The organism is Desulfonatronum thiosulfatophilum (genome assembly GCF_900104215.1).
GTDB lineage: Bacteria > Desulfobacterota > Desulfovibrionia > Desulfovibrionales > Desulfonatronaceae > Desulfonatronum > Desulfonatronum thiosulfatophilum.
Genome location: NZ_FMXO01000005.1, coordinates 14,100 through 37,644, shown reverse-complemented (window position 1 = coordinate 37,644; position 23,545 = coordinate 14,100). Strand labels below are relative to the sequence as shown.

The following is a 23,545-nucleotide window of genomic DNA, read 5'->3' as shown; positions in this document are numbered from 1 at the left end:
AATCATCCGCTCCAGAACTATAGCTGTATGCAACATGCCATCCTGACCATCAATCCCGGCTCCACATCCACGAAAGTCGTCCTTTTCCAGGACGGCAAGCCGATCCTTTCCCGCGATGAACAGCATCCCAAAATGCAGCTGGCTGCTTTCGCCGATGTCTGGAGTCAGTATGCCATGCGCCTGGATACAGTCCTCAAAGCCCTTGCCGAGTCGGCTTTTGGAGATCTACGCCTTGATGCCGTGGTCGGGCGCGGCGGATTGCTGGCTCCGTTGCCCGGCGGCGTCTACGACATCAACGAACAAATGATCGATGATCTTCGGAATCAGCGTTACGGCGAGCACCCCTGCAATCTGGGCGCGCCGCTGGCCCTGGAGTTGGCCTCACGCTTCGGAGGCAGAGCCCTTGTGGTGGATCCGGTGGTCACGGACGAACTGAGCGCGGAAGCCAGACCCACAGGATTGCCGCAAGTGCATCGACGAAGTGCTTTTCATGCTCTGTCCCAGCGCGGCGCGGCCCGGGAAGCCGCCCGTCGCCGGGGCCTGAAGTATGAGGCAGGCAAGTTCATCGTCGCCCATCTTGGCGGAGGAATCAGTATCGGGGCCCACCTGCGCGGCCGTGTCGTGGAGGTGACCAACGCCCTGGACGGCGAAGGTCCCATGACTCCCGAACGCACCGGCGCCTTGCCGGTCATGGAAGTCCTTCGTCTGCTTGAAAACGGCGATTACGATGTTCCCGGCCTTCGCCGGGCTGTCCTGCGCGGAGGCGGCATCCTGGCTCACCTGGGCACCAATGATTTTCGCGTCGTGGAATCGCGAATCCGCGAAGGCGATCGACATGCTCAAGATGTTTTCCATGCCTTTGCCTACAACATTGCTCGGCATGCAACCTCCCTGCTGCCTGCCCTGATCACCTCTACCGACCCTTTACCGGTGGATGCCCTGGTCATCACCGGAGGCCTGGCCAAGAGCACCGTACTTGTTGCCGAACTTGCCGCTCGCCTCTCGCCCATCATGCCCATCGAGACCATCCTCGGAATGACCGAAGCCCATGTCATGGCTTCGAGCGCCTCGGACGCACTTCAGGGAACAATCCAAATCCAAGTCTATCAGGGCTAACCGCCGACTCTCGTAACAGCACCTTTCGTAACTGCCCAAATGAGTGGGCAGTCGAACGCCAAGGAAAAACCTGAATTCCGGTTTTTACCGAAATACCTTTTTACCATAGCGTCTCCAAGCTGCCAGTGAAATAGTCAAATTGAGGTTGAAAAATTGCAAATCCTGATGCCCAGCAGGTTTATTCCTCTCGCAAAAGAATGTAGTAGCTGTTCGAAAGACGATTTTGAAGGCAACGATGTACTGTTGCATCATCAATACTAGACTAGCGAAATACCTATTGGAGATCGAGCATGGACATGAATGAACTTGGAAAAATGCTCCAGAGCGAGAGGCTGCGTCAAGGGCTGGAACTAGCTGACGTTACCACGGCGACCAGGATCAACAGCTCTGCCCTCAAAGCGATTGAAGAAGCAGACGAGGCGGCTTTGCCGCATCCGGTATATCTGAAGAGCTTTGTTAGAAACTATGCCAATTTCCTAGGATTGGATACGGCTCCCCTGGAAGACGTCCTCAGGGAGTTCAATGCGGAATCCGATCTGACGAAATGGTCTCCTGTTGAGCAGGTTCCCACGGGCAGGAGTTTTCCTTTTTTGGGATCTTCCGTGGCTGTTGCCGTGCTCATTACGTTCATCGGCGGGGGCATATGGTTATTCCAGAAAGATTATTTCGACCTGACCGGGCTTACCGCACAGAAAAACCCTCCTGCCGCGCAAAAGACTTCGCCATGGGATGCCTTGCCCGAAGAATCAACAGCAAAACTGCTCGGTCCATTGGACCAGCCCGAGCAAATTCTGGACATATCCTTCAATAACCTGGAAACGGCTCCAGAGGCCGCTTCCGGAGTGCAGTTCAAGCTTGAAGACGGGCAGACCGTTGAAGTTGCATCGCTGCAGGAACAATCGGAAGAGAGAATAGCTGTGCTGCAGGATCTGGACTTACGCAAGGCCGCGCTGGGCAACGTTCAGCTTTCGGTTGCAGAAGGAGGCTTTTTGGCAAGCTTTGACTTGAGCAACCTCACCAACGACATCCTGTCCGGCAAAATCTCCATCAATTTTATCAGCAAGGACGACGAAACTTATTGGGCTCTTGGAAACGAAGAGATACCTCAATTCAGGATCCGCAACTTTCGAAACATCAACACCCGTCTGCACCTGCCGTCGGGATTGGACAAGAACGACTTGGCCGCGACGCAGATCGTGGTAACCGACTCCCATGGTGAAAACATCATCGTCAAGTCCTTCCCCATGAAAAATGTCTAAGCGTCAGCCGGATTGATCTTCCGGAAGCGAATGCTTCCATAACGGGTTCACTTGCCATTCCTTCCAACAGGGCAAGACAGAAGCGGAAAAATCCGGCAAATCTATTCTGCAGTGATGCAGATAGATCCATCCCAGATCCGGCCCCGGCCCGTACAGGGGATCAAGAACCACCGGATGGCCGGCCCAGGCCAGATGCGCCCTGATCTGATGCCGCCGCCCTTTCAGTATTTCCACAAGAACCAGACTCTCATCTCGCTCATCACTCGATGAAAGCGGCAAAGCCCGAGTCCACCGCAAGGGGTCCGGCTCGATTCCGGGTATGGGACGAACCCTTCGCCGTTTGGCCGTGTCCAGGGTCGTTTGAATCAACATCTCTTCGCTGAGATTTCCACGAACCGCTGCCAGATATTGCTTCCGCACCAGGCCCTGCTCCTGCCAGGCGGCATATTTTTGCGCCGCCGGATCACCCAGGGCCACCAGCAAAAGACCTGAAACGGATTGATCCAGGCGGTTGAGCAAGATCGCCGGAATGCCCGGAAAGAGTTCCGGCAACACCGCTTCAATACTGGGTCCAGTGCTTCCGGCCACAACTTCACTGTGCATCCCGCTTGGCTTGACAAGTGCCGCGAAGGATTCATCGCGAGCCGCCAACACAACCGGAAGATGGTCATCCGGATTCCGGCTCTCCACATCGCCGCGTCCACTCTCCAGAGGCCTCAGACTGATCCGCTGTCCAGCCTGGACCCTGAATCCGGCCACGCGTCGTCGTCCCTCCACCAGAACCAGGCACTGCTCAAATACTCTCCGGGCTCCTCGCCGCCCCAGCCCGGACGTACACCGCATCAACGCCTGATCCAGCCGCAATCCCTGACAATCATGGGGAACGGTCCACTCCCCGCCTCCCCGCATGAATTCCTGATCCAATTCGGATTCGGATGCCGAATTTCCCAACCTATTCGCCAATGATCTTCACCAACACCCGCTTGCGGCGGTTGCCGTCGAACTCTCCATAAAAAATCCGCTCCCAGGTTCCGAAATCCAGCCGTCCCTCGGTGACGGCCACCACCACCTCCCGGCCCATGATCTGGCGCTTCAAATGGGCGTCGCCGTTGTCCTCGCCGGTCCGGTTGTGGCGGTACTGGCTGATCGGAGCATGCGGCGCCAGCCGCTCCAGCCAGGCGTCGTAGTCGTGGTGCAACCCGGATTCATCGTCGTTGATGAACACGCTGGCCGTGATATGCATGGCATTGCACAACAGCAGCCCTTCCCGGATGCCGCTTTCCCGCAGGCATTCCTCCACCTGGGGGGTGATGTTGATGAAGGCCCGACGCCCTGTAACATGAAACCACAATTCCTTACGATAGCTTTTCATATGCCTCTCCCTTGGTTTGATCAAAGGTTTGATCGGGGATTTGCTCGGGGATTTCGCACTGCTCAGGTCTGCCCAGGGGATCGTCAAAGCCGGCGGCCGAGCCGGGCGTTTCCATGCGGATGAAAAAAGCCAGCAAAGACGGAATCACAAAAATGGTAAAAACCGTTGAAAGAGCTAGTCCGCCCAAAACCACGCTGCCAAGTCCGCGGTAAAGTTCCGATCCCGGTCCCGGAAAGACCACCAGTGGCAGCATGCCGAAAATGCTGGTGGCCATGCTCATGTAGATGGGCCGCAGCCGGACCCTGGTGGCTTCCAGCACGGCCTCCAGGTGCTCCATGGCCAGCTGGCGGACATTGATCAGCGACTGGTTGACCAGCAGGATGGCATTGTTCACCACGACCCCCACCAGAATAACGAAGCCGAGCATGGTCAGAACGTCCAGAGGCTGGGGCGCGATGAACACGTTGACCAGCTTCAGTCCCACGAATCCCCCGGCCGTGGCCAGGGGAACCGTGAACAGGATGATCAACGGGTAGAGAAAGTTGCCGAACAAGGCGGACATGAGCAGATAAATTATCAGCACGGCCAGCACGAAATTCCATTGCAGGGCCAGGCGGGTCTCGTTCAGCTTGTCGGCCACGCCGCTCATTTCCACACTCGAGCTTGCCAAAAGTCCCTGGGCACGCAATGCGGGAACAACCTGGGTTGCAACGGTTTCCATGGCCTCTTGCAAGGTCACGGCCTCGGGCGGCGTCAATTGCAGGGTCACGGTCCGCTGACGCTCCAGGTGCCGAATCTGGGTGATGCCGGTGGTCCGTTCCATAGATGCCAGTGAGGAGACCGGCAGCGGAATGCCCTGGGGTGTCGCCACGAGGGCTGAATGCAAAACTTCAGGGTTGGCCATGGTTTCGGTGGAGGAACGCAGCACGAGATCGATGGTTTTCCGCCCCTCTTCCTTGAATTCGCCGATCCTGCGTCCATGGGTCAGCACGTCCAGGGCCAGCCCCAGGTCCGCGGACGTCATTCCAGCCGCCCTGAGCCGATCCCGGTCCGGAATGAAACGTATCTCGGGGTAGGTTAATTCCAGGGATGGGATCGGGCGGACCTGGGCTCCGGGATAGATGCCCCGGAGCATGCCGAACATGGCTCCGCCCACGGTCACCAGTTCCTCCAGATTCGGCCCCACGATGTCGATGTCGATGGTCCGGCCGCGGCCCAGCCTGGTTTGAAAAATCCCGGCCTGCAGGCTCACGCCGAGCATGCCGGGAATGGAACCGATCACGTTGCGGAATAGGGGGATCAATTCACCGGCCCGCTGCTCGTGGATGCTGGTGGCCCCAAAAAACATGAAGGATTCCGATCCGACGTAAAACAGGTGTTGAATACCCGGAAATCCGTCCCGGTCCTGATCATAATGGGGCTGTAGCCGCTCATGAATGTGCCGGCCGATCTCCACCCTCTCCGGGTAGGACAACCCGGGTGGCGGAATGAGAATGTTCAGGATCAGATTGCGGTTTCCCTGGGGGAGGTAATCCATTTTCGGGAAGAACAGCCAGGCGATGAGCAGGGCCGCGGCGGTCAGACCGCTGACGGTCAGAATGCGGGTGAACCAGTTGCGCACGGCTTGGCGCACGAAAAACATGATCAGATTGACCATGAAGCCGCCCAGCCGCTGCAGGGGCCCGAGATCCCGCGGCTTGACCGAACTGACCACTCGGAAAATTTGGCAGGTCAGGGAAGGGATGACCATCACTGAAACCAGCAGGCTCAGACTGATGGCGCAGGTCACGGCAATGGCGATGTCCTTGAACAGCTGCCCGGCCTCCTCCTGAATGAACACCACCGGCAGGAAGACGGCCACGGTGGTCAGGGTGGATGCCAGAATGGCCCCCCAGACTTCCCGGGTTCCGTCCAGGGCGGCCTGACAGGTGGGCTTGCGCATCTTTAGGTGACGATCGATGTTTTCCAAAACCACGATGGTGCTGTCGACAAGCATGCCCACGGCAAAGGAGATTCCGGCCAGGCTGACCACGTTCAGATTGCGGCCCAGGGCGTTCATAAAAATGAAGGTGCCGATAATGCTGATCGGAATTGCCCCGGCGGCGATGCTCGTGGTGGAGATGCGCCGCAGGAATACGAAGAGCACGATCAAGGCCAGGGTTCCGCCAATCAGGATGTTCTGCTGCACCAGCCCGATGGCTCCCAGGATGTAATTGCGCTCGTCCGCCAGCCATTCCAGGTTCAAGCCGTTGGGATTGAGCAGGTCCCGATTCAGCCCCTGAACCACTGCCTCCATCCGGTCGGTCAGATCCAGGACGTTGGTTCCGGGTTCGGCCTGCACGCCCACGGTGATGCCCTTCTGGCCTTTATGCAGCATGGCTGCCGAGGGCTTTTCATAGCCGAATTCGGCATGACCCACGTCGCGTAAGAAGACCCGTTGCAGACCGGTGGACCGCAGGGGAATGTTCTCGATCTCCGCGGGGCTTTGAAACTCCGCCACAGTGCGGATTCGATAATCCCTCCGCCCCACGTCGATGCTGCCGGCGGCCACATTCACGTTCTCGGACTGCAGGCCGCGTACGACCTCGTTCAGGGTCATGCCATAAGCCGCAAGCCGCTCCGGCAGGACCACGACATGCATTTCCCGCTGCGTGCCCCCGAAGACGAAAAGATCCGCGACCCCTTCCACCCGCTCCAGATTCTGACGGACTTCATTCTCGAAAAACGTGCGATAGGTGTCGATGTCCTGTGGGTTGTCCGGCAGCACCCGCAGCGAAGTCCAAATGACCGGCGAAGAGGCCGCCCCCGTGGCGGAAATCACCGGTCGATCTGCGCCCTGGGGATACGAACGGACTTCATTCAACTTGTTGGAAACGCGCAGCAGGGCGTCATCCACGTTCGTCCCCAGAGAGAACCGCAGGTTGATGCGGCCAAAGGAACTGAAGCTTTCGCTCTCCATTTCAAGCAGGCCGGGAATGCCTTTGAGGACGTTTTCCTGCTCCTCGATGATGTCCCGCTCGATTTCGTAGGGAGTGGCCCCGACCCAGACCGTCTGGACCGAAATTTCCGGCTCGACCACCGTGGGACTGAGCTGATAGGGCATGCCGAACAGGGAAATCAGGCCGAACAGGACGACGAAAATCACGCCCACCATAATGGTGACCGGATTACGAATGGCGAAACTGATTGGATTCATTGATGACTCGGGAGTGGATTCAGATGGAAGTCTTTTATGCAAAATGTCGCGCGGACCACCGGCGCCTCACGCCGATCCAGATCAGTGTTCGAAGATAATCCTCGCGTCCATCAGGGTCCGGCGCCCTCGGACTGGTTGCCGCGAAGGCGCACGGGCTGGTTGTCCCTGAGCCGCTCCTGCCCCTTGACCACAACCAGATCGCCCTCTTCGACCCCCTGGGCCTGGATGCCGGCCTTGTCCCAGGCATAGGCGGCGACGGTCACCGGGATCATTCTGGCCTGCTCTTCCCGGACCAGAAAAATGACGCTGCCCATGGGACTGGAAACCACCGCATCCCGCGGAACGATCAGCCCCTCATGGCTTTCACCGGTTGGCATGAAAAGGCGGACCTCCATGCCTTCCAGCAATCCTGGTTCGTCGTGCAGCCGCACCTTGACCGGGAATGTCCGGCTGCCCACGTCACCCCTTGGGATGACGGCCGTGACCCGCCCTTCCAGCTCTCTTCCTACTGCCTGGCCGGCCACGGTCTGTCCCTGCTCAAGGGACATTGCCACGTTGATCGGGACGTTGACCATAATATCCAGCAGCCCTGTGCGGGCCACTTCGGCCACCGGGGAACCGGGAGCCAGCCATTCCCCGAGATTGCTTTGCCGGGAGAGCACGACCCCGTCAAAGGGCGCCCGTACCTCCAGTTTGCGCAGTTCTTCCTGGATCTTGGCGATCTCCGCCGCCAGAGATTCAGCCCGGCGCTCAAGCCCCTCGACCTGAAACCGGACATGATCATATTCCTGCTCGGAAACCGTGCTCTGCTCGAAAAGCCGCTCCAATCGTCCCAGTTCCCGCTGGGCCCGGGCAAGTTCCACCAGCGCTTCCTCGCGTTGCGCCTGCCGCGACTGCAGGTCCTTGGACTTCAACACCCCGTCCATGGTCACCAGCTTTGCGCCCTGGCTGACCGTGTCGCCCTGCTCGAAATGCACCGCCGTGATCCGCCCGCTGACTTCAGCGGCCACCAGGGAGGTTTCCTGGAAGTAAACCGTGCCCAGGAATTCCTTTTCCACACGCATCAGGCCGGATGTAATGCTGTCCACCTCCACAACGGCCGGAGGCTGTCCGGGAGGTTGGGCGAGAACCTCGCCGCCATTTACCAGCCCTAAAAATATCATCACCAACAGAATCCGCCAGCAATTGTTCATCTTCTCTCCAGAATGCTTTTCTCTTCCGTGTTTTGACCGCTTCGGCAGGTGTGTTACCGCGGCATCGAACATACTCAAAGGCGATGATCAAGATGTCAAGTAGCCGCAAAGGAAAAAGCGAATGATGCTTGGCTTTTCTGAACTCTGAGGCTATCAGCCTGGCAGCAGTGCAGGCGGCGAAACGGCTCGACTGCCGCATGACGGAGCGTCCATTGCGCCTGCCACTGCAACTGATTCGTCTTGTACAAGGCCGGGACAAGAACAACCGGCCTTGCTGCGGCGCACGTTCACTTTGTGATCAGTCTGGGGCATATCCGATCCCCGGGGGATGTATGCAAATCCAAAAATTTCTCATTGCCGGAGGCAATTCCACAGCTCTTGTGCTGGAATGCCCTTCAGGCAGGCGCAAGACCCTTGTGGCCGACCTTCTCCAGGAGGTGGAGCAGGTCGGATTCATCATGGTGGATGATTCCCGTTCCCCGAGAATGGAAATGATGGGCGGAGAATTTTGCATCAATGCCTCCCTGGCCTTTGCGTCCACCCTGGGACCACAAGGTTGGATCAAAGTCAGCGGGCTGGAGCAGCCCGTTGCCTACAAAAACCATGGCGGCACAACCGTCATCACCGTGCCCATTTCGTGGAGCAGGCAGGACAACATTATACTGCTGCAAGGCATCGGCTTCATCCTGCTCCCATCGGCACAACGCCCGAACATGGGTAAGGCGTTCCTTGCGGATCTCTGTTCCCGGTTCTCCATGCCGGCCTTTGGTGCTGTCCTGTACGCGGAAAACCGCATCACCCCCTACGTTCATGTCGCGGCGGTGGATTCTTTTGTTCCCGAGACCGCCTGCGGATCAGGCAGCGTGGCCTACAGCATTTTTAGCGGCGTCAATCGGGTCGTGCAGCCTTCGGGAGGAGTCATAGCCGTCAGCCAACCGGGTAACCAAAAGGGCGCATCGAACCATTCTCATTTTATCATCGAGGCCGAGGTGACGTCATTGACGGAGTGAATCATCGCCTTGCGTTCTTTTTTGAAAGACAAGTGCCCGCCAAACATGCGAGATTGCAATATCAAGACAAACCGGACCTCGGCTGAATACTTGTTCTAAATAAAGAATATATTGCCCTTTGTGATGGGTACGTTTACTATTTTTTCGCCGTGAATGACATGGCTTAATCCTAATAGAAGGTTGACGACCTGATATCGATTGTTTTCTCGACGCACTCGCCAAAAAATATCATAATATCATGCCAAAATTACATAAAACGTGTTCACACTGCGCCGGATTGCTGGAGGATTACCTCAATCCCGTCCCCACGGTGGACATCCTTATCCACATCCCCGGACAGGGAATAGTGCTCATCGAGCGCCGCAATCCGCCACCTGGCTGGGCCTTGCCCGGGGGGTTCATCGACCATGGCGAATCCGCTGAGCAGGCCGCTGTGCGGGAGGCTCGGGAAGAAACCGGCCTGGATGTCGAGCTGACCGGTCTTCTCGGCGTCTACTCCGATCCCCGGCGTGATCCCCGCCAGCACACCATAACTACCGTTTACACGGCCCAGGCCGTCAACCCGGAACAAATGAAAGCCGGAGACGATGCAGGCAAAATCGGGATTTTTCCAGTGGACGACCTGCCTTCGGACCTGGCCTTCGACCATGGCCGGATCCTGCAAGATTATTTGCGTATCTTTCAGCCCCTGAACAAACCCGTTCCCTGAAAGCCAGCGGACGCCGTTGACGGGAGAAAATCATATGGACAACTATCCTCAGGTCCTGTTCGTGACCTCGGAAATGTACCCGTTTTCGAAGACCGGGGGGCTCGCGGACGTGATGGGAGCCTTGCCTTTGGCTCTTTCCCGGCTCGGCGTCAATGTCGGGGTGATCACCCCGTTCTATGGCCGGCTCGCCAGCAGCGAATTCCCCTTGCGGCTGATTTACGAGGACTGCCCCGTCGGCTACCCCTGGCCGGACACCACAGCAGACATTTTCCTGGCCGACTACCACGGCCTGCCGGTCTACTTCATCTCGCGCGGTGAATATTTTGATCGGCGCTTTCTGTATTGCACCCACAAGGGAGATTATTTCGACAACTGCGAGCGGTTTATTTTCTTTTGCCGGGCAACCATGGAGTGGACCAGACGACTGGCCCATCCACCGGCCGTCATCCATGCCCACGACTGGCACGCCGCCCTGGTGCCGGCATACCTGCACTTCCTGCGCAAGGTCGATCCCTTCTGGGAGAACACCAAGTCCGTGATGACGGTCCACAACCTGGCGTTCCAGGGCCGCTTCGCCTACCGCCTCTTTCAGCACTCCGGACTGCCTCATACGGCGTGGCACAGCGGCGGGGCCGAATACTTCGGGGACTTCAATCTTCTCAAAAGCGGAATTTCCTACGCAGATATGGTAACCACGGTCAGTCCGACCTATGCGGAAGAGATACTCACACCGGAATTCGGATGCGGACTGGAAGGCATTCTTCAGTACAGGGCTTCGGACCTGCGAGGCATCCTCAACGGAGCCGACTACGAAATCTGGGATCCTCGTCAGGACCGGTTTCTCCCGTGCACCTACTCACCGGAACTGCTGAAAGGCAAACTGCGCTGCAAGGAAAGTCTCTTCCATGAACTTTGTCTGGACCCGAAAATGCTTACCCGCCCACTGCTGGGCTTTGTCGGCCGTCTGCGTCGTCAGAAAGGCATCGACATGCTTCTGGACATCCTGCCGGAACTGCTCCGTCGTGACGTATCCGTTGTGGTTCTGGGCGAAGGCAATCTGCAGTTCGAGGCCCTGCTCCAGGACATGATGGAAACCTATCCTGGTCGATTCGTGGCGCGGATCGGATATACGGAGGACTTGGCCCACCGCATTCAGGCCGGCGTGGATTTGTTCCTGATGCCCTCCCGATACGAACCCTGCGGCCTGACCCAGATGTACAGCCTCCGGTACGGCAGCCTGCCCGTCGCCTCGGCGGTTGGGGGCTTATTGGACACCATCGTCAGTTACCCCCACCCGGAATCTACGGGCTTCATCTTTTCGCCCGCCGAATCTGATGCCTTTCTGAAATGCATCAATCAGGCCCTGGACCTTTGGTCAAAGCGTCAGCAGTGGAATGCAATGCAGGTGCGGGCCATGCGTACCGATTTCTCATGGACCAGCGCGGCTCAAAAATATATTCGGGCCTACAGCGAACTTGGCGCGGATCTGTCCAAAGGATAAGCTGTTGGACGAGATTTCCGTGCAATACGTGCCTTCAACCTGAAAAATGAGGACGTTTTACCCATGAAAATGAACGAAATCCGGGCCATGGCCAAGGAAAAAGGAATCAAGTTCGGCATCGGCATCACCAAGATTCAAGCCATTCGAATGATCCAACTTGATGAAGGCAATTTTGATTGCTTCGCCCGGGCCGAGACAGGTTTTTGCGACCAGACCGGTTGCGTCTTTCGTGAGGATTGTCTCTCCCTTTCTCCCCGACAAAAGGACGCATGACTTCCCATTCCCGACCGCGTCCCGGTTGCGGATCAAAGCCCGAAAAGCCTCTACAATCGTCCTTTTATACTAGCCGATTATAACTGCATCATGCCCTTCCCGTATGCATACTAAGACGCAGTCGGGCCAGTCGGCAGCGCCAAGCCTTTCCACCGTCGCCCTGACTCTTGGAGATCCAAACGGTCTGGGTCCGGAGCTTGTTTGTCGTATCTTCGGCGAATCACTCTTCCCCGATGGACGCATCCTGATCATCGGACCTGAACAGGCTTTGCATCATCACCTGCGGATGAGGAGCCAACCCTCCTTCTGGCGCCCCTTACCGGATGTGAACACAATTTCCCTGCAGCCTTCCGGAGTGTATCTCCATGCTCCTCCCAGCCTTTCCAGGTTACCGTTTCAGCCCGGACTGGCCACCATAGCCGGGGGCAAGGCCGCCGGCGAATCCCTTGAAATTGCTTGCACCCTGCTTGACTCTCACACCGCCCACGCACTGGTCACCTGCCCGCTGAACAAGGCCATGCTCCAGCAGGCAGGATTCGCCTATGCCGGGCATACCGAATTCCTGGCCGCCCGTGCCGGATTGTCTGGGGACAATGTCTGCATGCATTTCTGGGGACCGGAACTGCGGGTCAGTTTGGCCACCACCCACCCGGCACTGCGGGCCGTGCCGGAATTGATCACAACGAAACTGATTCTCCACAAGCTGGAATTGACGCACAAGCTGATGCATTCTATGGACATGCGCCGGCCCATTGCTGTATGCGGCCTCAATCCGCATGCCGGGGAGGAAGGGAGCATCGGTGACGAGGAACAAAGAATCATTACTCCAGCCGTGGCCGAGGCAACGGCCCGGGGATGGAACGTCGTCGGTCCGCTGGCCGCGGACACAGTTTTTCACCGCGCCAGGATCGGCGACTTCTCTGCCGTCTTGGCCATGTATCACGACCAAGGACTCGCGCCATTCAAGCTGCTCCACTTTCATGCCGGCATCCAGATGACCCTTGGCCTGCCCTATGTGCGCACCAGTCCGGATCACGGCACGGGGTATGATCTCGTCGGCAGGGATGCGGCTTCACCGGAAAGCCTGCTTAATGCCGTGACCATGGCTCTGAACCTGATCTCAACACGTCAATAAGGTAATCATGTCTCAACCAATGCCTCCATCATCGTTGGAAGATCCGCCCTACACGCATATCGCCCCGCGTCTGCGTGGGCTGCGCGAAGCCCTGGACCTGAGCGTCGAAGAAATGGCCGCAAAGATTGAATCCACATCGGATAAAGTTGCCCTGTACGAATCCGGTACAGTGGAAATTCCGGTAGGCCATCTTTTTCAGATCGCCCGGGCCTGCGGCGTCGACCTGACCGTCCTCCTTTCCGGTGGCGAGGCCCATTTGCACAATCACGCCCTGGTCCGCCGCGGCAAAGGCATGAGCGTGGACCGGCGCAAGGACTACACCTACAAAAGCCTGGCCTTCAGTTTCACCGGCCGCAGGATGGAGCCGTTTCTGGTGACCGTGCCGCCGAAAACCGAAGATGAGCTGACATTCACCGAACACGCCGGCCAGGAATTCATCCACATGATCTCCGGCAAGCTGGAGCTCCGCCTTGGCGACCAGATTCTCATCCTGGAACCGGGAGACAGCCTCTACTTCACGTCCAGAACGCCCCATGCGCTGCGAGGGCTGGATCAGGCCGAAGCCACGTTTCTGGACGTCATTATCTAGGCCTTCGCGGTGCCAACTGCCTGTGAAACCTCCGGAAATTCCACACCATTCAAGGGAACCGGCAGTGACGGAACATGGTGTGTCTTGATTTCCCACCACTGATCCCTCCTGGAAGCGCAAAGCCCGCGTCGAATTTTTCAACATCTCATCGAGAACGAGCGACAAATGAACGTTTCCTCCACGTCATACGAAGACTTTGTGAAATCCTTTCAGATCGACATACCTGAAAACTACAATTTTGCTTTTGACTTTCTGGCCGAACAGGCCCGGCAGGATCCTGACCGACCGGCCATGATCCATGTCGACGATGCCGGAGTTCGTAAGGACTACACCCTTGGCTTCTTCGAGCTGGAATCCAACAAGCTGGCCAATGCCCTCCGGAAACTCGGCCTGGGCAAAGGCGACCGGGTGATGCTCATCCTGCACCGACGGGTGGAGTTCTGGATCAGCATGCTCGCCTTGCACAAAATTGGCGCCGTGGCCGTGCCTTCCCCAGCTCTGCTCACCGCCAAGGACATCGTCTACCGGGTCAACTTCGCCCGCATTAAGGCCGCGATAGTCGATGGCGGAGTCGCGCCCGTTGTTCAAGCTGCCCTTGCGGATTGTCCCGGCCTGCGCACCCTGATTCATGTCGGATCCGGAGAGGCGACGCTTCCGGCACGTGGCTGGCTGGATTACGCCGCGACCGTTTCCGAAGCCGCAGAAACGTTTCCTCGGCCCGAAGACGCAGCCGGCGGCCAGGAAAGCCTGCTGATCTTTTTTTCTTCCGGCACCACCGGGCCGCCGAAGATGGTCGAGCATGTACATACCTATCCTCTGGGTCACTATACCACCGGAATCCATTGGCATGATCTGCGCCCAGGCGACATCCACCTTACACTGGCCGATACGGGATGGGGCAAGGCGGTCTGGGGGAAATTCTACGGTCAATGGATGGCCGGGGCCGTTGTTTTCGTCCACGACTTTCGGGGCAAGTTCGATCCGGCAAAGCTGTTGGCGCTCCTGGCCGAGCACAAGGTGACGTCCTTCTGCGGACCGCCCACGGTGTACCGATTCCTGATTCGCCAGGATTTCTCCGGCCTGGACCTCTCCAGCCTGCGTCATTGCACCACTGCTGGAGAACTGCTCAACGACGGCGTTTTTCATGCCTGGAAAGAAGCCACCGGACTGGCCATCTACGAAGGCTACGGACAGACCGAGACCACGCTGCAGGTCGCCACGTTTCCCTTCATGACGCCCAAGCCGGGTTCCATCGGCAAGCCCAGTCCGGGGTGGGACGTGGTGCTCCTCAACGACGACCAGCAGCCCTGCGCGCCGGGCGAGGAGGGCGAGATCTGCATTCGCCTCGATGGCGGCAATCCCCTGGGACTCTTCACCGGCTATCTGGATGAGCCGGAGAAGACGGCCCAGTCCAGGGCCGGCGGGTATTATCATACCGGCGACAAGGCCTGGACGGACGAGGAAGGGTATCTCTGGTTTCTGGGAAGGGTGGACGACCTGATCAAGAGTTCCGGCTACCGGATCGGACCGTTTGAGGTCGAAAGCGTTTTGATCACCCACCCGGCCGTGGTGGAGGCCGCTGTCACCGGCATCCCGGACCCGGTTCGCGGCCAGGCGGTCAAGGCCACGGTGGTGCTGGCTCCGGGATATGCTGCTTCGGAAGCATTGACCAAAGAGCTCCAGGAGCATGTCAAATCCCTGACCGCCCCCTACAAATATCCCAGGGTCGTGGAGTATCTCGACGAACTGCCCAAAACCATCAGCGGCAAGATCAAGCGGGCCGAGATCCGGACCCGGGACATCCAGGAGGCGGGCAAGGCAGGCTGATTACGAGGGGAGGAAGCGGGGTGGAACTTGCGAGGTCGGAGAGTCCAGCGCGACTTCCTCAGGTGAGTAGACACGATTGCGATTGCGATTGCGATTGCGATTAGAAGAGATTCGTTGTTTATCTGGGAAGTTGGCAATAGGGGCGGTAAGTTCAGAATTTGCCGAGGTTCGTTTGACCAAAGACGCTTCCATGACGAAAACACAGCCCCGCATCTGGGGGACATTGGATCCGTTTCTCGAATCCGGGGCGATCTGGGGCCGCAGGGTGGCGAATGAGCAGTTTCTGTCGGCCCTTTTTGATCTCGATCCGTTTGACGCCTACCATTTCTTTCTTGCCACGCCCAGAGAAGTACAGCAGACCGAGGAGATTTTCAGGCAACGATATCCAGGCTTTCTGAATAACGGTCATGTCCGCTTTTTCCTGCGCCATGAATTGCCGAAAGCCCTGCGGACCAATGGCTATCACTGCTTCCATCTTTCGGACTGCATCAACCACCCCCCTGCCCTGGCCCGATTGCGCAACGCCTATTCCGACGACCTCTTTCCCGTCACCAGCGTCACTCATTCCCTGAGTTATCCCGGATACCCGGCCCAATTCCTGGCCCACCTCTGGTCCGGATGCACGGCCCGCGACGGGATCATCGCCACGTCACGTGCCGGAAAAGGCGCCGTGCAGGCCTATTTCACCCATCTGCGCCGGCATTTCGAGCTGGATGCGCACCGGTTCCCGCAGCCCGAGGTGTCCGTCATCCCTCTGGGCATGAAGCCTCCTAGCACGCCAGCTCCCCACGAGGCCATTCGCCGCAAGGGCAGAGACGGCCTGAAGGCGTCCGACGAGACCTGCGTAATGCTGGTGCTGGGCAGAATTTCGCCCCATGCCAAAATGGACCTGTTGCCCCTGCTCCGGGCATGGCAGCGGATTGCTCCGAAAAAAGACTCCCGGGTACTGCTTGTGATAGCCGGCTGGGTCGAGCCGCGGGACGACTTTCCCGAAACATTTTCCGCCCTGGCCCGCAACGTCGGGCTTCCCATCCGGCTCATTCCCCGTCCCGACGATGAGCTCAAGCAGGAACTCTATACCGCGGCGGACATCTTCATTTCCCTGGCGGACAATCCTCAGGAAACCTTCGGGCTGACCCTCCTGGAGGCCGGTCTGGCCGGACTGCCGGTCATCGCCGCCGATTACAGCGGGTACCGGGACATCGTTCTCCATGAACAGACCGGATATTTGATTCCCACCATCGGGCCAAAGGATTCAGACGACATCGACATGCTTTCCGGCTTGATCCCGGATTACGAGGTCCAGTTTCTCCTGGCGCAACAAACGGCGGTCCTTGTACCTGCACTGGCCGAAGCCCTGAGACGGCTGATCGACAACCCCGAGCTACGCCGCGACATGGGCCGGCGGGCCGAACTCCACGTCAGAACCCATTACTCCTGGCCGGATCTGATCCGGCAACATCTTGCGCTTTGGGATCACCTTTGGGAGCAGGAGGTCGCCCCCTTGCCCGGAAAAGTCTTCGCCCGTCCCCTGGAGCTTCCCTATGCCGGAATTTTTGCCGGCTTTCACCATTCAACCATGGACGCGCAAACAAGACTGCGTTGCTCGCGCATTGGCGAAAAAATCTATTCGGGTCGGGATTTTCCGGTGATCTATGCCGGGTTGGAAGATCTGGTCACGCCGGAGGCCATCAGGCAGATCCTTTTTTGCGCCCGCAAGCCAGTGACCTTTGCTGAATTGGTGATGAAAATGGACCGGCTCTTTCCCCAGATTGACCAGGCAACCGTTCGCTTCTGCCTGCATTGGGCCCTGAAGCACGATCTGCTGGAAATCATGCCCGAAGAGGAAGGGACATTGGATCAAGTCAGCTGAGGCTTGGCTTGTTACGTCGACTCAAGGCAAACCAAGTCCATCTTGCCCCAAACGCCCACCTGGTCCCCGCACTGGGCGAAGACCCCGTCCAAGCCATGTCTGGCGAAACGTTTGGCCTGATCCATGACCCGGGACATCTCCCCGGGCGACTGCAGCATGTTGCCAAGGGCGGTGGCCGCGGCGTCGGCCAGGGCGGCGTTTTTGGAGCGCGTCACCACCAGGTCGGCTTGGCCGAAGCTCAGGGAATGGCCGATGGTTGCTGATGATGAGCAAAGTGAACAAGGGAAATCCTCAGGCATTAAACGTAATCCCATGCTCATTTCGCTTTTGGGAACCGCAAGCAGGCCGACAATGCGCTCCCGGGTCGATTGCAGGTAAAGATCTCCGCCATTCTCCACGATGAGGTTCGGACTCCGTGACGCGCATCGTTCGGCTACCCATTGCGCCACGGACCCGGCCACGGCGGCCATTGGGCCAACGTTGCAGATCCGACCAGCCTTGGCCATGGCCTGGATGACGGCTGGAACAGAAGACTTGACGTCCACGGGCTCAAGGCTGGTCGCGAATTCGGGTTGGACCGCGATGTGCGCCTCCAGTTGTCCGCGGCAGTCATTCACGGCCTGCAGCACTTCCCTGCGCAAGTCGCTTTCAGCGACAACCCACAGATCCGTCTGCGCCACCACCACTTGGAATCCTACTTCCCCTGGTCCCGGCCGGCACCGACCACGGTAACTTCTCCATGAAGAGAGATGCGGAGGGGAAGGAAACTGTTCAGCCATGGTTCACAAGTTCAGGCGCAACGTGCGGATCACGCTACGTGTCATCCCGGTAATGGCATCCCTTGCTCTGGGGATTGCGCATGGCCGCCGTCGTAATGATGTAGGCCGTCTGGCAGCCGTGGAACAGATCCACCAGAGATTTGGAAATTTGGGTTTCCTTGTAGAAGGAGTGCAGGCGTTTGTTCAGGTCGCGCAGGTCGTCGAAAGCGCGTTTCAGGCGGGGCGTGGTCCGCTTGATGCCCACGTAGTTCCACATGGTATGCTTGATGGTCGCCCAATCCTGACTCACGAGTACCGGGTCCTCGTTCTGGCGATGCCCCAGGGCGAACCACGGAGCGATGGAGGACTTCAACCGGTTGTTCAGCATGGCGTTGCGCTTCACGCGCAACGCGATATCCTGCCCGATGGCGTGCCCCCACACCAATCCTTCCAGCAGCGAAGTGCTCGCCAGGCGATTGGCTCCGTGAACTCCGGTGCACGCGCACTCGCCGCCCGCATAGAGCCGTTCGATGGTGGTCCGCCCCTGCTGATCCACCAGAATGCCCCCACAGAAGTAATGGGCAGCCGGGACAACCGGGATGGGTTCCTTGGCCATGTCGACCCCGCCTTCCAGGCATTTCTGATGAATGGTCGGAAAGCGCTGCGCGATATCGGTGTCGATGTAGTTCGCTGCGTCAAGATAGACAAAGTCCTCGCCGGTCTTGAGCATCTCATCGACAATGGCCCTGGTCACAATGTCCCGGGGAGCCAGATCAGCCCGGGGATCATAATCCGCCATGAAGGCATGGCCGTGAACGTTGACCAGTTTCGCGCCCTCGCCGCGCACTGCCTCGGAAATCAGGAACTTGCGCGGACTGCGGTGAAACAGGGATGTCGGGTGAAACTGGATGTATTCATGGTTCATCAGCCTGGCCCCGGCGCGGTGGGCCATGGCAAAACCCGAGCCCAGCGAGCCCGAAGTATTGGTGGTGTTCAGGTAGATCTGGCCGATCCCGCCCGTGGCCAGAACCGTGTAATCCGCCAGAAAACGCCGGACGATTCCCGTGGAATGTTCAAGCACGTACGCCCCGACGCACTGGTTCTCGATCTGGTAGCGTATTTCCAGGGAATGACTGTGATGGTGGGTGGTCAGGACGTCGATGGCCGTCATTTCGGTCATCACGCGGATGTGCGGATTCTTGCGTACGGCCACGATCAGGCTGTCCATGATCACACGCCCGGTATAGTCCGCGCTGTAGAGGATTCGAGGCCGACTGTGACCGCCTTCCATGGTCAGGTGGTATTCCCCGTGCTCTTCACGGGCAAAGGGCACGGCCAGTTTTTCCAGAAAAATCTTGTTCAGGACTTCCGGCCCCTTGCGGCAAAGAAACCGCACGGCGCGGGGATAGTTCAACTCCCAGCCCGCGGTGATGATGTCCTTGGCCATCAGCTGCGCGGAATCCCCAAGCCCGCGGTAGACAATCCCCCCCTGGGCCAGGGCCGTGTTCCCGTCGTCCAGCTGGCGACCAGCACAGATCAACACTACATCCACGCCGGCCTCGGCGATGGTCAGCGCCGCGACGCAACCGGCAATCCCGGAGCCGATGACCAGGGCTCGTGTCTCGACAGTATCGATCATTTTCTGCTCGCCATGACGTCCAGCATGGTTTCCAGGGCCTTGCGGGCCTTGGGGGCGATGGCGGAATCCACCCGCACCGCCGCATGCTCGTCAAGATTTTCAAGTGTGCTCAGGAGTCTTGCTTCGGTTATCTTCAGCATGGCGCTGCAATACCCGGCTCCCAATGGATAGATATGCTTGTCTGGATTCAGCCTTGCCAGCCGCAGGACAAGATTGTCCTCGGTGCCGATGTAGATCGTCGCGCCCGGCGACGCTTCCCGGACAGCCCGGATGATCCCGGAAGTGGAGGCCGACACATTCGCCAGGGCGACAACGCCGGGCTCGCATTCCGGATGCACGAACACCAGGGGGCGGGGATCGTCTTCCTGAACAAGCCGGACATCCTCGGGCTTGAGCCGAAAATGGATCGCGCAGACTCCCGGCCAAAGCAGAAGCTTTCTGGAAAGGGAATCCGAGTCCAAAAGGCCGTCCTTGTCCCGCACATTCAGTACGGCCCGCTCCTGCACCGGAATGCGCAGCAGATCAGCGGTATTCATCCCCAGGTTCTTGTCCGGCAGGAAAAGGACGCAGTCTCCCTGGCCCATGGCCCAGTCCAGCATGATCGCGGCATTGGCCGACGTGCACACGCTGCCGCCATACTCGCCGCACAGCGCCTTCACGCCCACCGTGGAATTGACATACGCCAGAGGAATCACTTTGCGCCCAAGGTCGGTAATTTCCTGCAGGACCTTGGCCACCCGCTGAGTCGGCGCCGTACCGGCCATGCAGCAGTGGGCCTTTGGATCAGGTATCAGGACGGACTGTTCTTTCGTGGCCAGCAGGGCCGCCGTCTCGGCCATGAAGGAAACGCCGCAGAAGACGATATACTTGGCGTCCAAATCCGGTATCTTCCGCGCCAGCTCCAGGGAATCGCCCTGGAAGTCCACGTGCTGAACAACCTCGTCGCTTTGATAATGATGACCGAGAATGGCCAGGGATGAGCCGAGCTGTTGGCGAAGCGCCGTGATTCGTTCGGATATATGGTTATTCATTCAACGATCCTTGGGATTGAAAAGAAGAGCGAAAATTCGTCATGCAACTGCTCGATAATAGTGCAAGCATGGCCTGGATGCCGACCTTTTTTAGCAGTTACTCGAACATCAGCTGAGTTCTTTAAATTTATCAACTTCCGTTTGAGTTCACTTTTTCGGACACGGGATAGATGTCCATGCTGATGTCCGCGCAGGTGGCGGAATGGGTTAGTGCGCCGGCGGAAATGAATGTTGGGCCCAGTGCCGCCAGTTCGGCGATGGTTTCCAGTTTGACCCCGCCGCTGATCTCCGTTTCCATCCCGGGGGGAATCATGGCCAGAGCCCGCGCCATTTCATCGCGGCTCATGTTGTCCAGCATGATTCGCTGCACAGGCAGGGCAGCAGCTTCCGCGACCTCCGCCAGAGTCCTGCATTCCACCTCGATGGGCGGACAGGGGTCGTAAGCGGCGAGAAGAAGGCGCACCGCCGGGGTTATCCCCCCGGCCCTGTCGATATGATTGTCCTTGAGCATCAACATTTCACTCAAATCTAGCCGATGATTGGTTCCACCGCCCATGGCCACGGCGTACTTTTCCGGGTACCGCAGGCCGGGGGTTGTTTTCCGAGTATCCAGCAATCGCACCCCGGAGCCGGCAATTTTCTCACAAAATGTCCGTGTCAGATTGGCGATGCCGGACAGCCGCCCGATGAAATTGAGAATCACCCGTTCCGCCTTGAGCAGTGTCGTCGCGGACCCCTGAAATTTGACGACATGGGTCCCTGCAGGGACATGCGCCCCTTCAGACACGACAAATTCAATGCGGACATGACCTGGAAAACGCCCAAGGATCATGGGCACAATGGGCAGGCCGACAACAAGGGTATCCTGCTTGACCTTAATGCCGGCCTCTGCCTGCTCATTCTCAGAAAAAAGAGCCATGGACGTCAAATCCTTTCCGTCCTCGTCCAGGCTGAGCTGGATGAGTCTGTCCAGAAACGACAAGGACTTTTCGTGAAAAAATGAGTCAAACAATGATTGGTTGTTCATATCGCTCACCTGGCGTTCAATGCCAAACATCCTCCTCATATTCACTACGACAGGCCTTCCATTCTTGTAAAGAATGGAAGGCGCCCTTATTCAGCCCTTCAGATGTATCTCCACCAATTCAATGCCGGAAAAATTCCGGCAAAAAAATATGTCTTGTTTGCGATGAATTTTCTCCGTATGATCGTTTTCGTATCACTGAAGGTCGTTGCTGAGTCAGTGTGTCGCCGCCTGATCATAATGCAGAATTACACTAACTCCGGAAGTTGTGCATGCCAGAAAGAGCATCTGTGGAATACGCACCTCTCTGCCTTGAGTACTCACGGGCATCGGCCATTCAAAGGCGCATCCTCGAAAAGATCGACGACTACGCGGAATATAATTTCTCATCTCTGCAAAGCACGGCGCTCAATGTTTTTTTCGATCTGGCCCAGGAATTCGACTCTTTTCGGGATCTGATGACCGTATGCACCCTGGTACCAAAGGTCTTTTTTGATTTGGAATGCACGCTGTACCTGTTTCTGGAGGAGAAGGTCGAACATTTCAGGGTTTGCTACGATTCCAGACAACCAAAACCCGCTGCCGACATCCCGTTTTTTATTTCTCCCACCGCTCACGGCGGTCATTACTATCTGCCGATTCACGGCAACATCGAGCTTCAGAACTACTTGCCGCTCAAGCTGGACGGGAACTTGATCGGCATTCTAGACATATTTCCGGAACAGTCGTTGAACGAGCACGACCGCCTTTTTTTCGAAAAATATGCCAATCGGATCGGCTTTCAACTGCACAGCAAGATGATCAGCCAAAAGAACCAGGAACACCTTCATTTCATCCGCAGCCTGGTCAAGGACATCGGCCACAACGTGGTTGTTCCGAACATGTATTTCAAGCTGTTCTATCGTCGTCTTGAGGGAACCATCAATGCCCTGGGGGAACTCAGCCGTGATTTTTCCGCCATGTCGTCCCACCAGGATGCTGCGTCCCTGCATGCCGCCCATGGCCGGCTGCTGGACAACAGGCTGACATATATACATGACGCGCTTCAGGATCAGTTTCGGGAAATTCTGCGCCACTACGATAATACCAGTCTATTTTTGGAAACGTTGTTGCGTCGCAGTCATTTTGAACAGGGTCGATATGTTCTGGAAAAAAGGACCTGCAACTTTAAGAGTCAGATTATCGATCCGCAGACAGAACGTTTCAAATCCGAGTTTGAAGCCCGCGGCATCGAGATCGCATGGGCTGGAATCCCAGACAAGGAAATAGAGGTCGTTGTGGATGTCGGCCTGATCAACCAGGTGTATGCGAACCTTTTTTCCAATGCGGTGAAATATACCGCTCCTGTGAGGGATATTTGCGGCAGGGAGGTCAAATTCATTTCCTACGGCTGGCAGGATATGCCGAACTTCTTCGGTCAGGGGCGTGACGGCATCAAGCTGAATGTCTTTTCCACCGGCCCGCACATCTCCGAAGATGAACGGAACATGCTGTTTGAAGAGGGGTTTCGGGCAGGCAATGTCGATGATGAGCCGGGGACGGGTCACGGGCTGTTCTTTATCCGTCAAATCATTGAACTTCATGGTGGTCGAATGGGTTATGAGCCGACACCAATGGGCAACAACTTCTACTTCATTCTGCCCAGAGATCCATCTGACGGCTCACCTTCCGCCCCCTTGTGATTTTTTCAGTACTTGGATAAAATTCACATTATTTGGTTTGTCACGAGGCTAGTGACAAGGAGGTGAAACTGATTCCCCGTTCGCAGGCGGCAATGGTCCTTCTCAAAATAACTGAGGTATTGAAGTGTACGCCCCGGCACATCTTTTGAAAGGAAATGGGTTGTGAACAAACGGATTTCCAGCTTGTATTGTTTTTCCAGACTGCCTTGCTCACCACCTGACGGCTCTCCTCCCGCTCTTGTGATTTTTACATTACTCTGATAAAATTCACAATATTGTGGAATTGTCACAAGGCTAATGGGAAGGAGGGAAAAATGATTCCCTGATCGCAGGCGGCAATCGTCCTTCCCAATACAAC

At 57.5% G+C, this 23,545-nt stretch carries 19 protein-coding genes; 11 read left to right on the top strand and 8 right to left on the bottom strand.

Annotated elements, in window-relative coordinates; genetic code table 11:
• Positions 1-27 precede the first annotated feature (27 nt).
• Both buk and BLP93_RS05000 read left to right on the top strand, forming a co-directional pair.
• Positions 28-1,116, top strand: coding sequence for a butyrate kinase (buk, locus tag BLP93_RS05005; protein WP_092118024.1), 1,089 nt, complete (start codon positions 28-30; stop codon positions 1,114-1,116).
• A gap of 290 nt (positions 1,117-1,406) precedes the next feature.
• Positions 1,407-2,375, top strand: a complete 969-nt coding sequence (locus tag BLP93_RS05000; protein ID WP_092118021.1) for a helix-turn-helix domain-containing protein — start codon at positions 1,407-1,409, stop codon at positions 2,373-2,375.
• Positions 2,376-2,378: 3 nt separating this feature from the next.
• Here BLP93_RS05000 and BLP93_RS04995 read toward each other — a convergent pair whose 3' ends face one another.
• The 4 genes from BLP93_RS04995 to BLP93_RS04980 form a co-directional block, all read right to left on the bottom strand.
• The gene (locus BLP93_RS04995) at positions 2,379-3,338 is read right to left on the bottom strand and encodes a pseudouridine synthase family protein (RefSeq protein ID WP_139162925.1); all 960 of its coding nucleotides are present in this window, start codon (positions 3,336-3,338) and stop codon (positions 2,379-2,381) included.
• Positions 3,328-3,747 (bottom strand): secondary thiamine-phosphate synthase enzyme YjbQ, encoded by a 420-nt coding sequence (locus BLP93_RS04990; RefSeq protein ID WP_092118015.1) that lies wholly within the window; start codon positions 3,745-3,747, stop codon positions 3,328-3,330. The genes BLP93_RS04995 and BLP93_RS04990 overlap by 11 nt, the downstream gene beginning before the upstream one ends.
• Positions 3,731-6,943: an efflux RND transporter permease subunit gene (locus BLP93_RS04985; RefSeq protein ID WP_092118012.1), complete on the bottom strand. Its 3,213-nt coding sequence runs from the start codon at positions 6,941-6,943 to the stop codon at positions 3,731-3,733. Before BLP93_RS04985 ends, BLP93_RS04990 begins: the two co-directional genes overlap by 17 nt.
• A gap of 110 nt (positions 6,944-7,053) precedes the next feature.
• Positions 7,054-8,136 carry an efflux RND transporter periplasmic adaptor subunit gene (locus BLP93_RS04980; protein WP_161946198.1) on the bottom strand — a complete coding sequence of 361 codons (1,083 nt, stop codon included), beginning with the start codon at positions 8,134-8,136 and terminating at the stop codon, positions 7,054-7,056.
• A 332-nt stretch (positions 8,137-8,468) separates the two neighbouring features.
• Between BLP93_RS04980 and BLP93_RS04975 the strand changes: the two genes are divergently transcribed.
• From BLP93_RS04975 to BLP93_RS04940, 8 genes are all read left to right on the top strand, one after another.
• Positions 8,469-9,146 (top strand): hypothetical protein, encoded by a 678-nt coding sequence (locus BLP93_RS04975; RefSeq protein ID WP_139162923.1) that lies wholly within the window; start codon positions 8,469-8,471, stop codon positions 9,144-9,146.
• A gap of 238 nt (positions 9,147-9,384) precedes the next feature.
• Positions 9,385-9,855, top strand: coding sequence for an NUDIX domain-containing protein (locus tag BLP93_RS04970; RefSeq protein WP_092118003.1), 471 nt, complete (start codon positions 9,385-9,387; stop codon positions 9,853-9,855).
• Positions 9,856-9,889: 34 nt separating this feature from the next.
• The gene (gene glgA, locus BLP93_RS04965; RefSeq protein ID WP_092118000.1) at positions 9,890-11,356 is read left to right on the top strand and encodes a glycogen synthase GlgA; all 1,467 of its coding nucleotides are present in this window, start codon (positions 9,890-9,892) and stop codon (positions 11,354-11,356) included.
• Between the two features lie 63 nt (positions 11,357-11,419).
• Positions 11,420-11,629: a hypothetical protein gene (locus BLP93_RS17170; RefSeq protein WP_092117997.1), complete on the top strand. Its 210-nt coding sequence runs from the start codon at positions 11,420-11,422 to the stop codon at positions 11,627-11,629.
• A 103-nt stretch (positions 11,630-11,732) separates the two neighbouring features.
• Positions 11,733-12,764, top strand: a complete 1,032-nt coding sequence (pdxA, locus tag BLP93_RS04955) for a 4-hydroxythreonine-4-phosphate dehydrogenase PdxA (protein ID WP_092117994.1) — start codon at positions 11,733-11,735, stop codon at positions 12,762-12,764.
• A gap of 7 nt (positions 12,765-12,771) precedes the next feature.
• A complete protein-coding gene (locus BLP93_RS04950; RefSeq protein ID WP_244148648.1) occupies positions 12,772-13,353 on the top strand; it encodes a helix-turn-helix domain-containing protein in 582 nt (193 codons plus the stop codon).
• A gap of 165 nt (positions 13,354-13,518) precedes the next feature.
• Positions 13,519-15,180: an AMP-binding protein gene (locus BLP93_RS04945; RefSeq protein WP_092117988.1), complete on the top strand. Its 1,662-nt coding sequence runs from the start codon at positions 13,519-13,521 to the stop codon at positions 15,178-15,180.
• Positions 15,181-15,370: 190 nt separating this feature from the next.
• Positions 15,371-17,053 carry a glycosyltransferase family 4 protein gene (locus tag BLP93_RS04940; protein WP_139162922.1) on the top strand — a complete coding sequence of 561 codons (1,683 nt, stop codon included), beginning with the start codon at positions 15,371-15,373 and terminating at the stop codon, positions 17,051-17,053.
• A gap of 11 nt (positions 17,054-17,064) precedes the next feature.
• Here the strand turns inward: BLP93_RS04940 and BLP93_RS04935 are convergent, their stop codons facing one another.
• The 4 genes from BLP93_RS04935 to nadC all read right to left on the bottom strand — a co-directional run bounded on the left by BLP93_RS04935 (position 17,065) and on the right by nadC (position 21,508).
• Positions 17,065-17,832, bottom strand: coding sequence for a UPF0280 family protein (locus BLP93_RS04935; RefSeq protein WP_092117982.1), 768 nt, complete (start codon positions 17,830-17,832; stop codon positions 17,065-17,067).
• 34 nt (positions 17,833-17,866) lie between these two features.
• Complete coding sequence (gene nadB, locus BLP93_RS04930; RefSeq protein ID WP_092117980.1) at positions 17,867-19,450, bottom strand: L-aspartate oxidase; 1,584 nt, start codon at positions 19,448-19,450, stop codon at positions 17,867-17,869.
• Positions 19,447-20,481, bottom strand: a complete 1,035-nt coding sequence (gene nadA, locus BLP93_RS04925) for a quinolinate synthase NadA (RefSeq protein ID WP_092117977.1) — start codon at positions 20,479-20,481, stop codon at positions 19,447-19,449. The genes nadB and nadA overlap by 4 nt, the downstream gene beginning before the upstream one ends.
• Positions 20,482-20,611: 130 nt before the next feature.
• Positions 20,612-21,508 carry a carboxylating nicotinate-nucleotide diphosphorylase gene (gene nadC, locus BLP93_RS04920; protein ID WP_092118467.1) on the bottom strand — a complete coding sequence of 299 codons (897 nt, stop codon included), beginning with the start codon at positions 21,506-21,508 and terminating at the stop codon, positions 20,612-20,614.
• Between the two features lie 287 nt (positions 21,509-21,795).
• Here nadC and BLP93_RS04915 point away from each other — a divergent pair, with 287 nt between their 5' ends.
• On the top strand, positions 21,796-23,187 hold the full coding sequence (locus BLP93_RS04915) for a GAF domain-containing sensor histidine kinase (protein ID WP_244148647.1): 1,392 nt from the start codon (positions 21,796-21,798) through the stop codon (positions 23,185-23,187).
• Positions 23,188-23,545 lie beyond the last annotated feature (358 nt).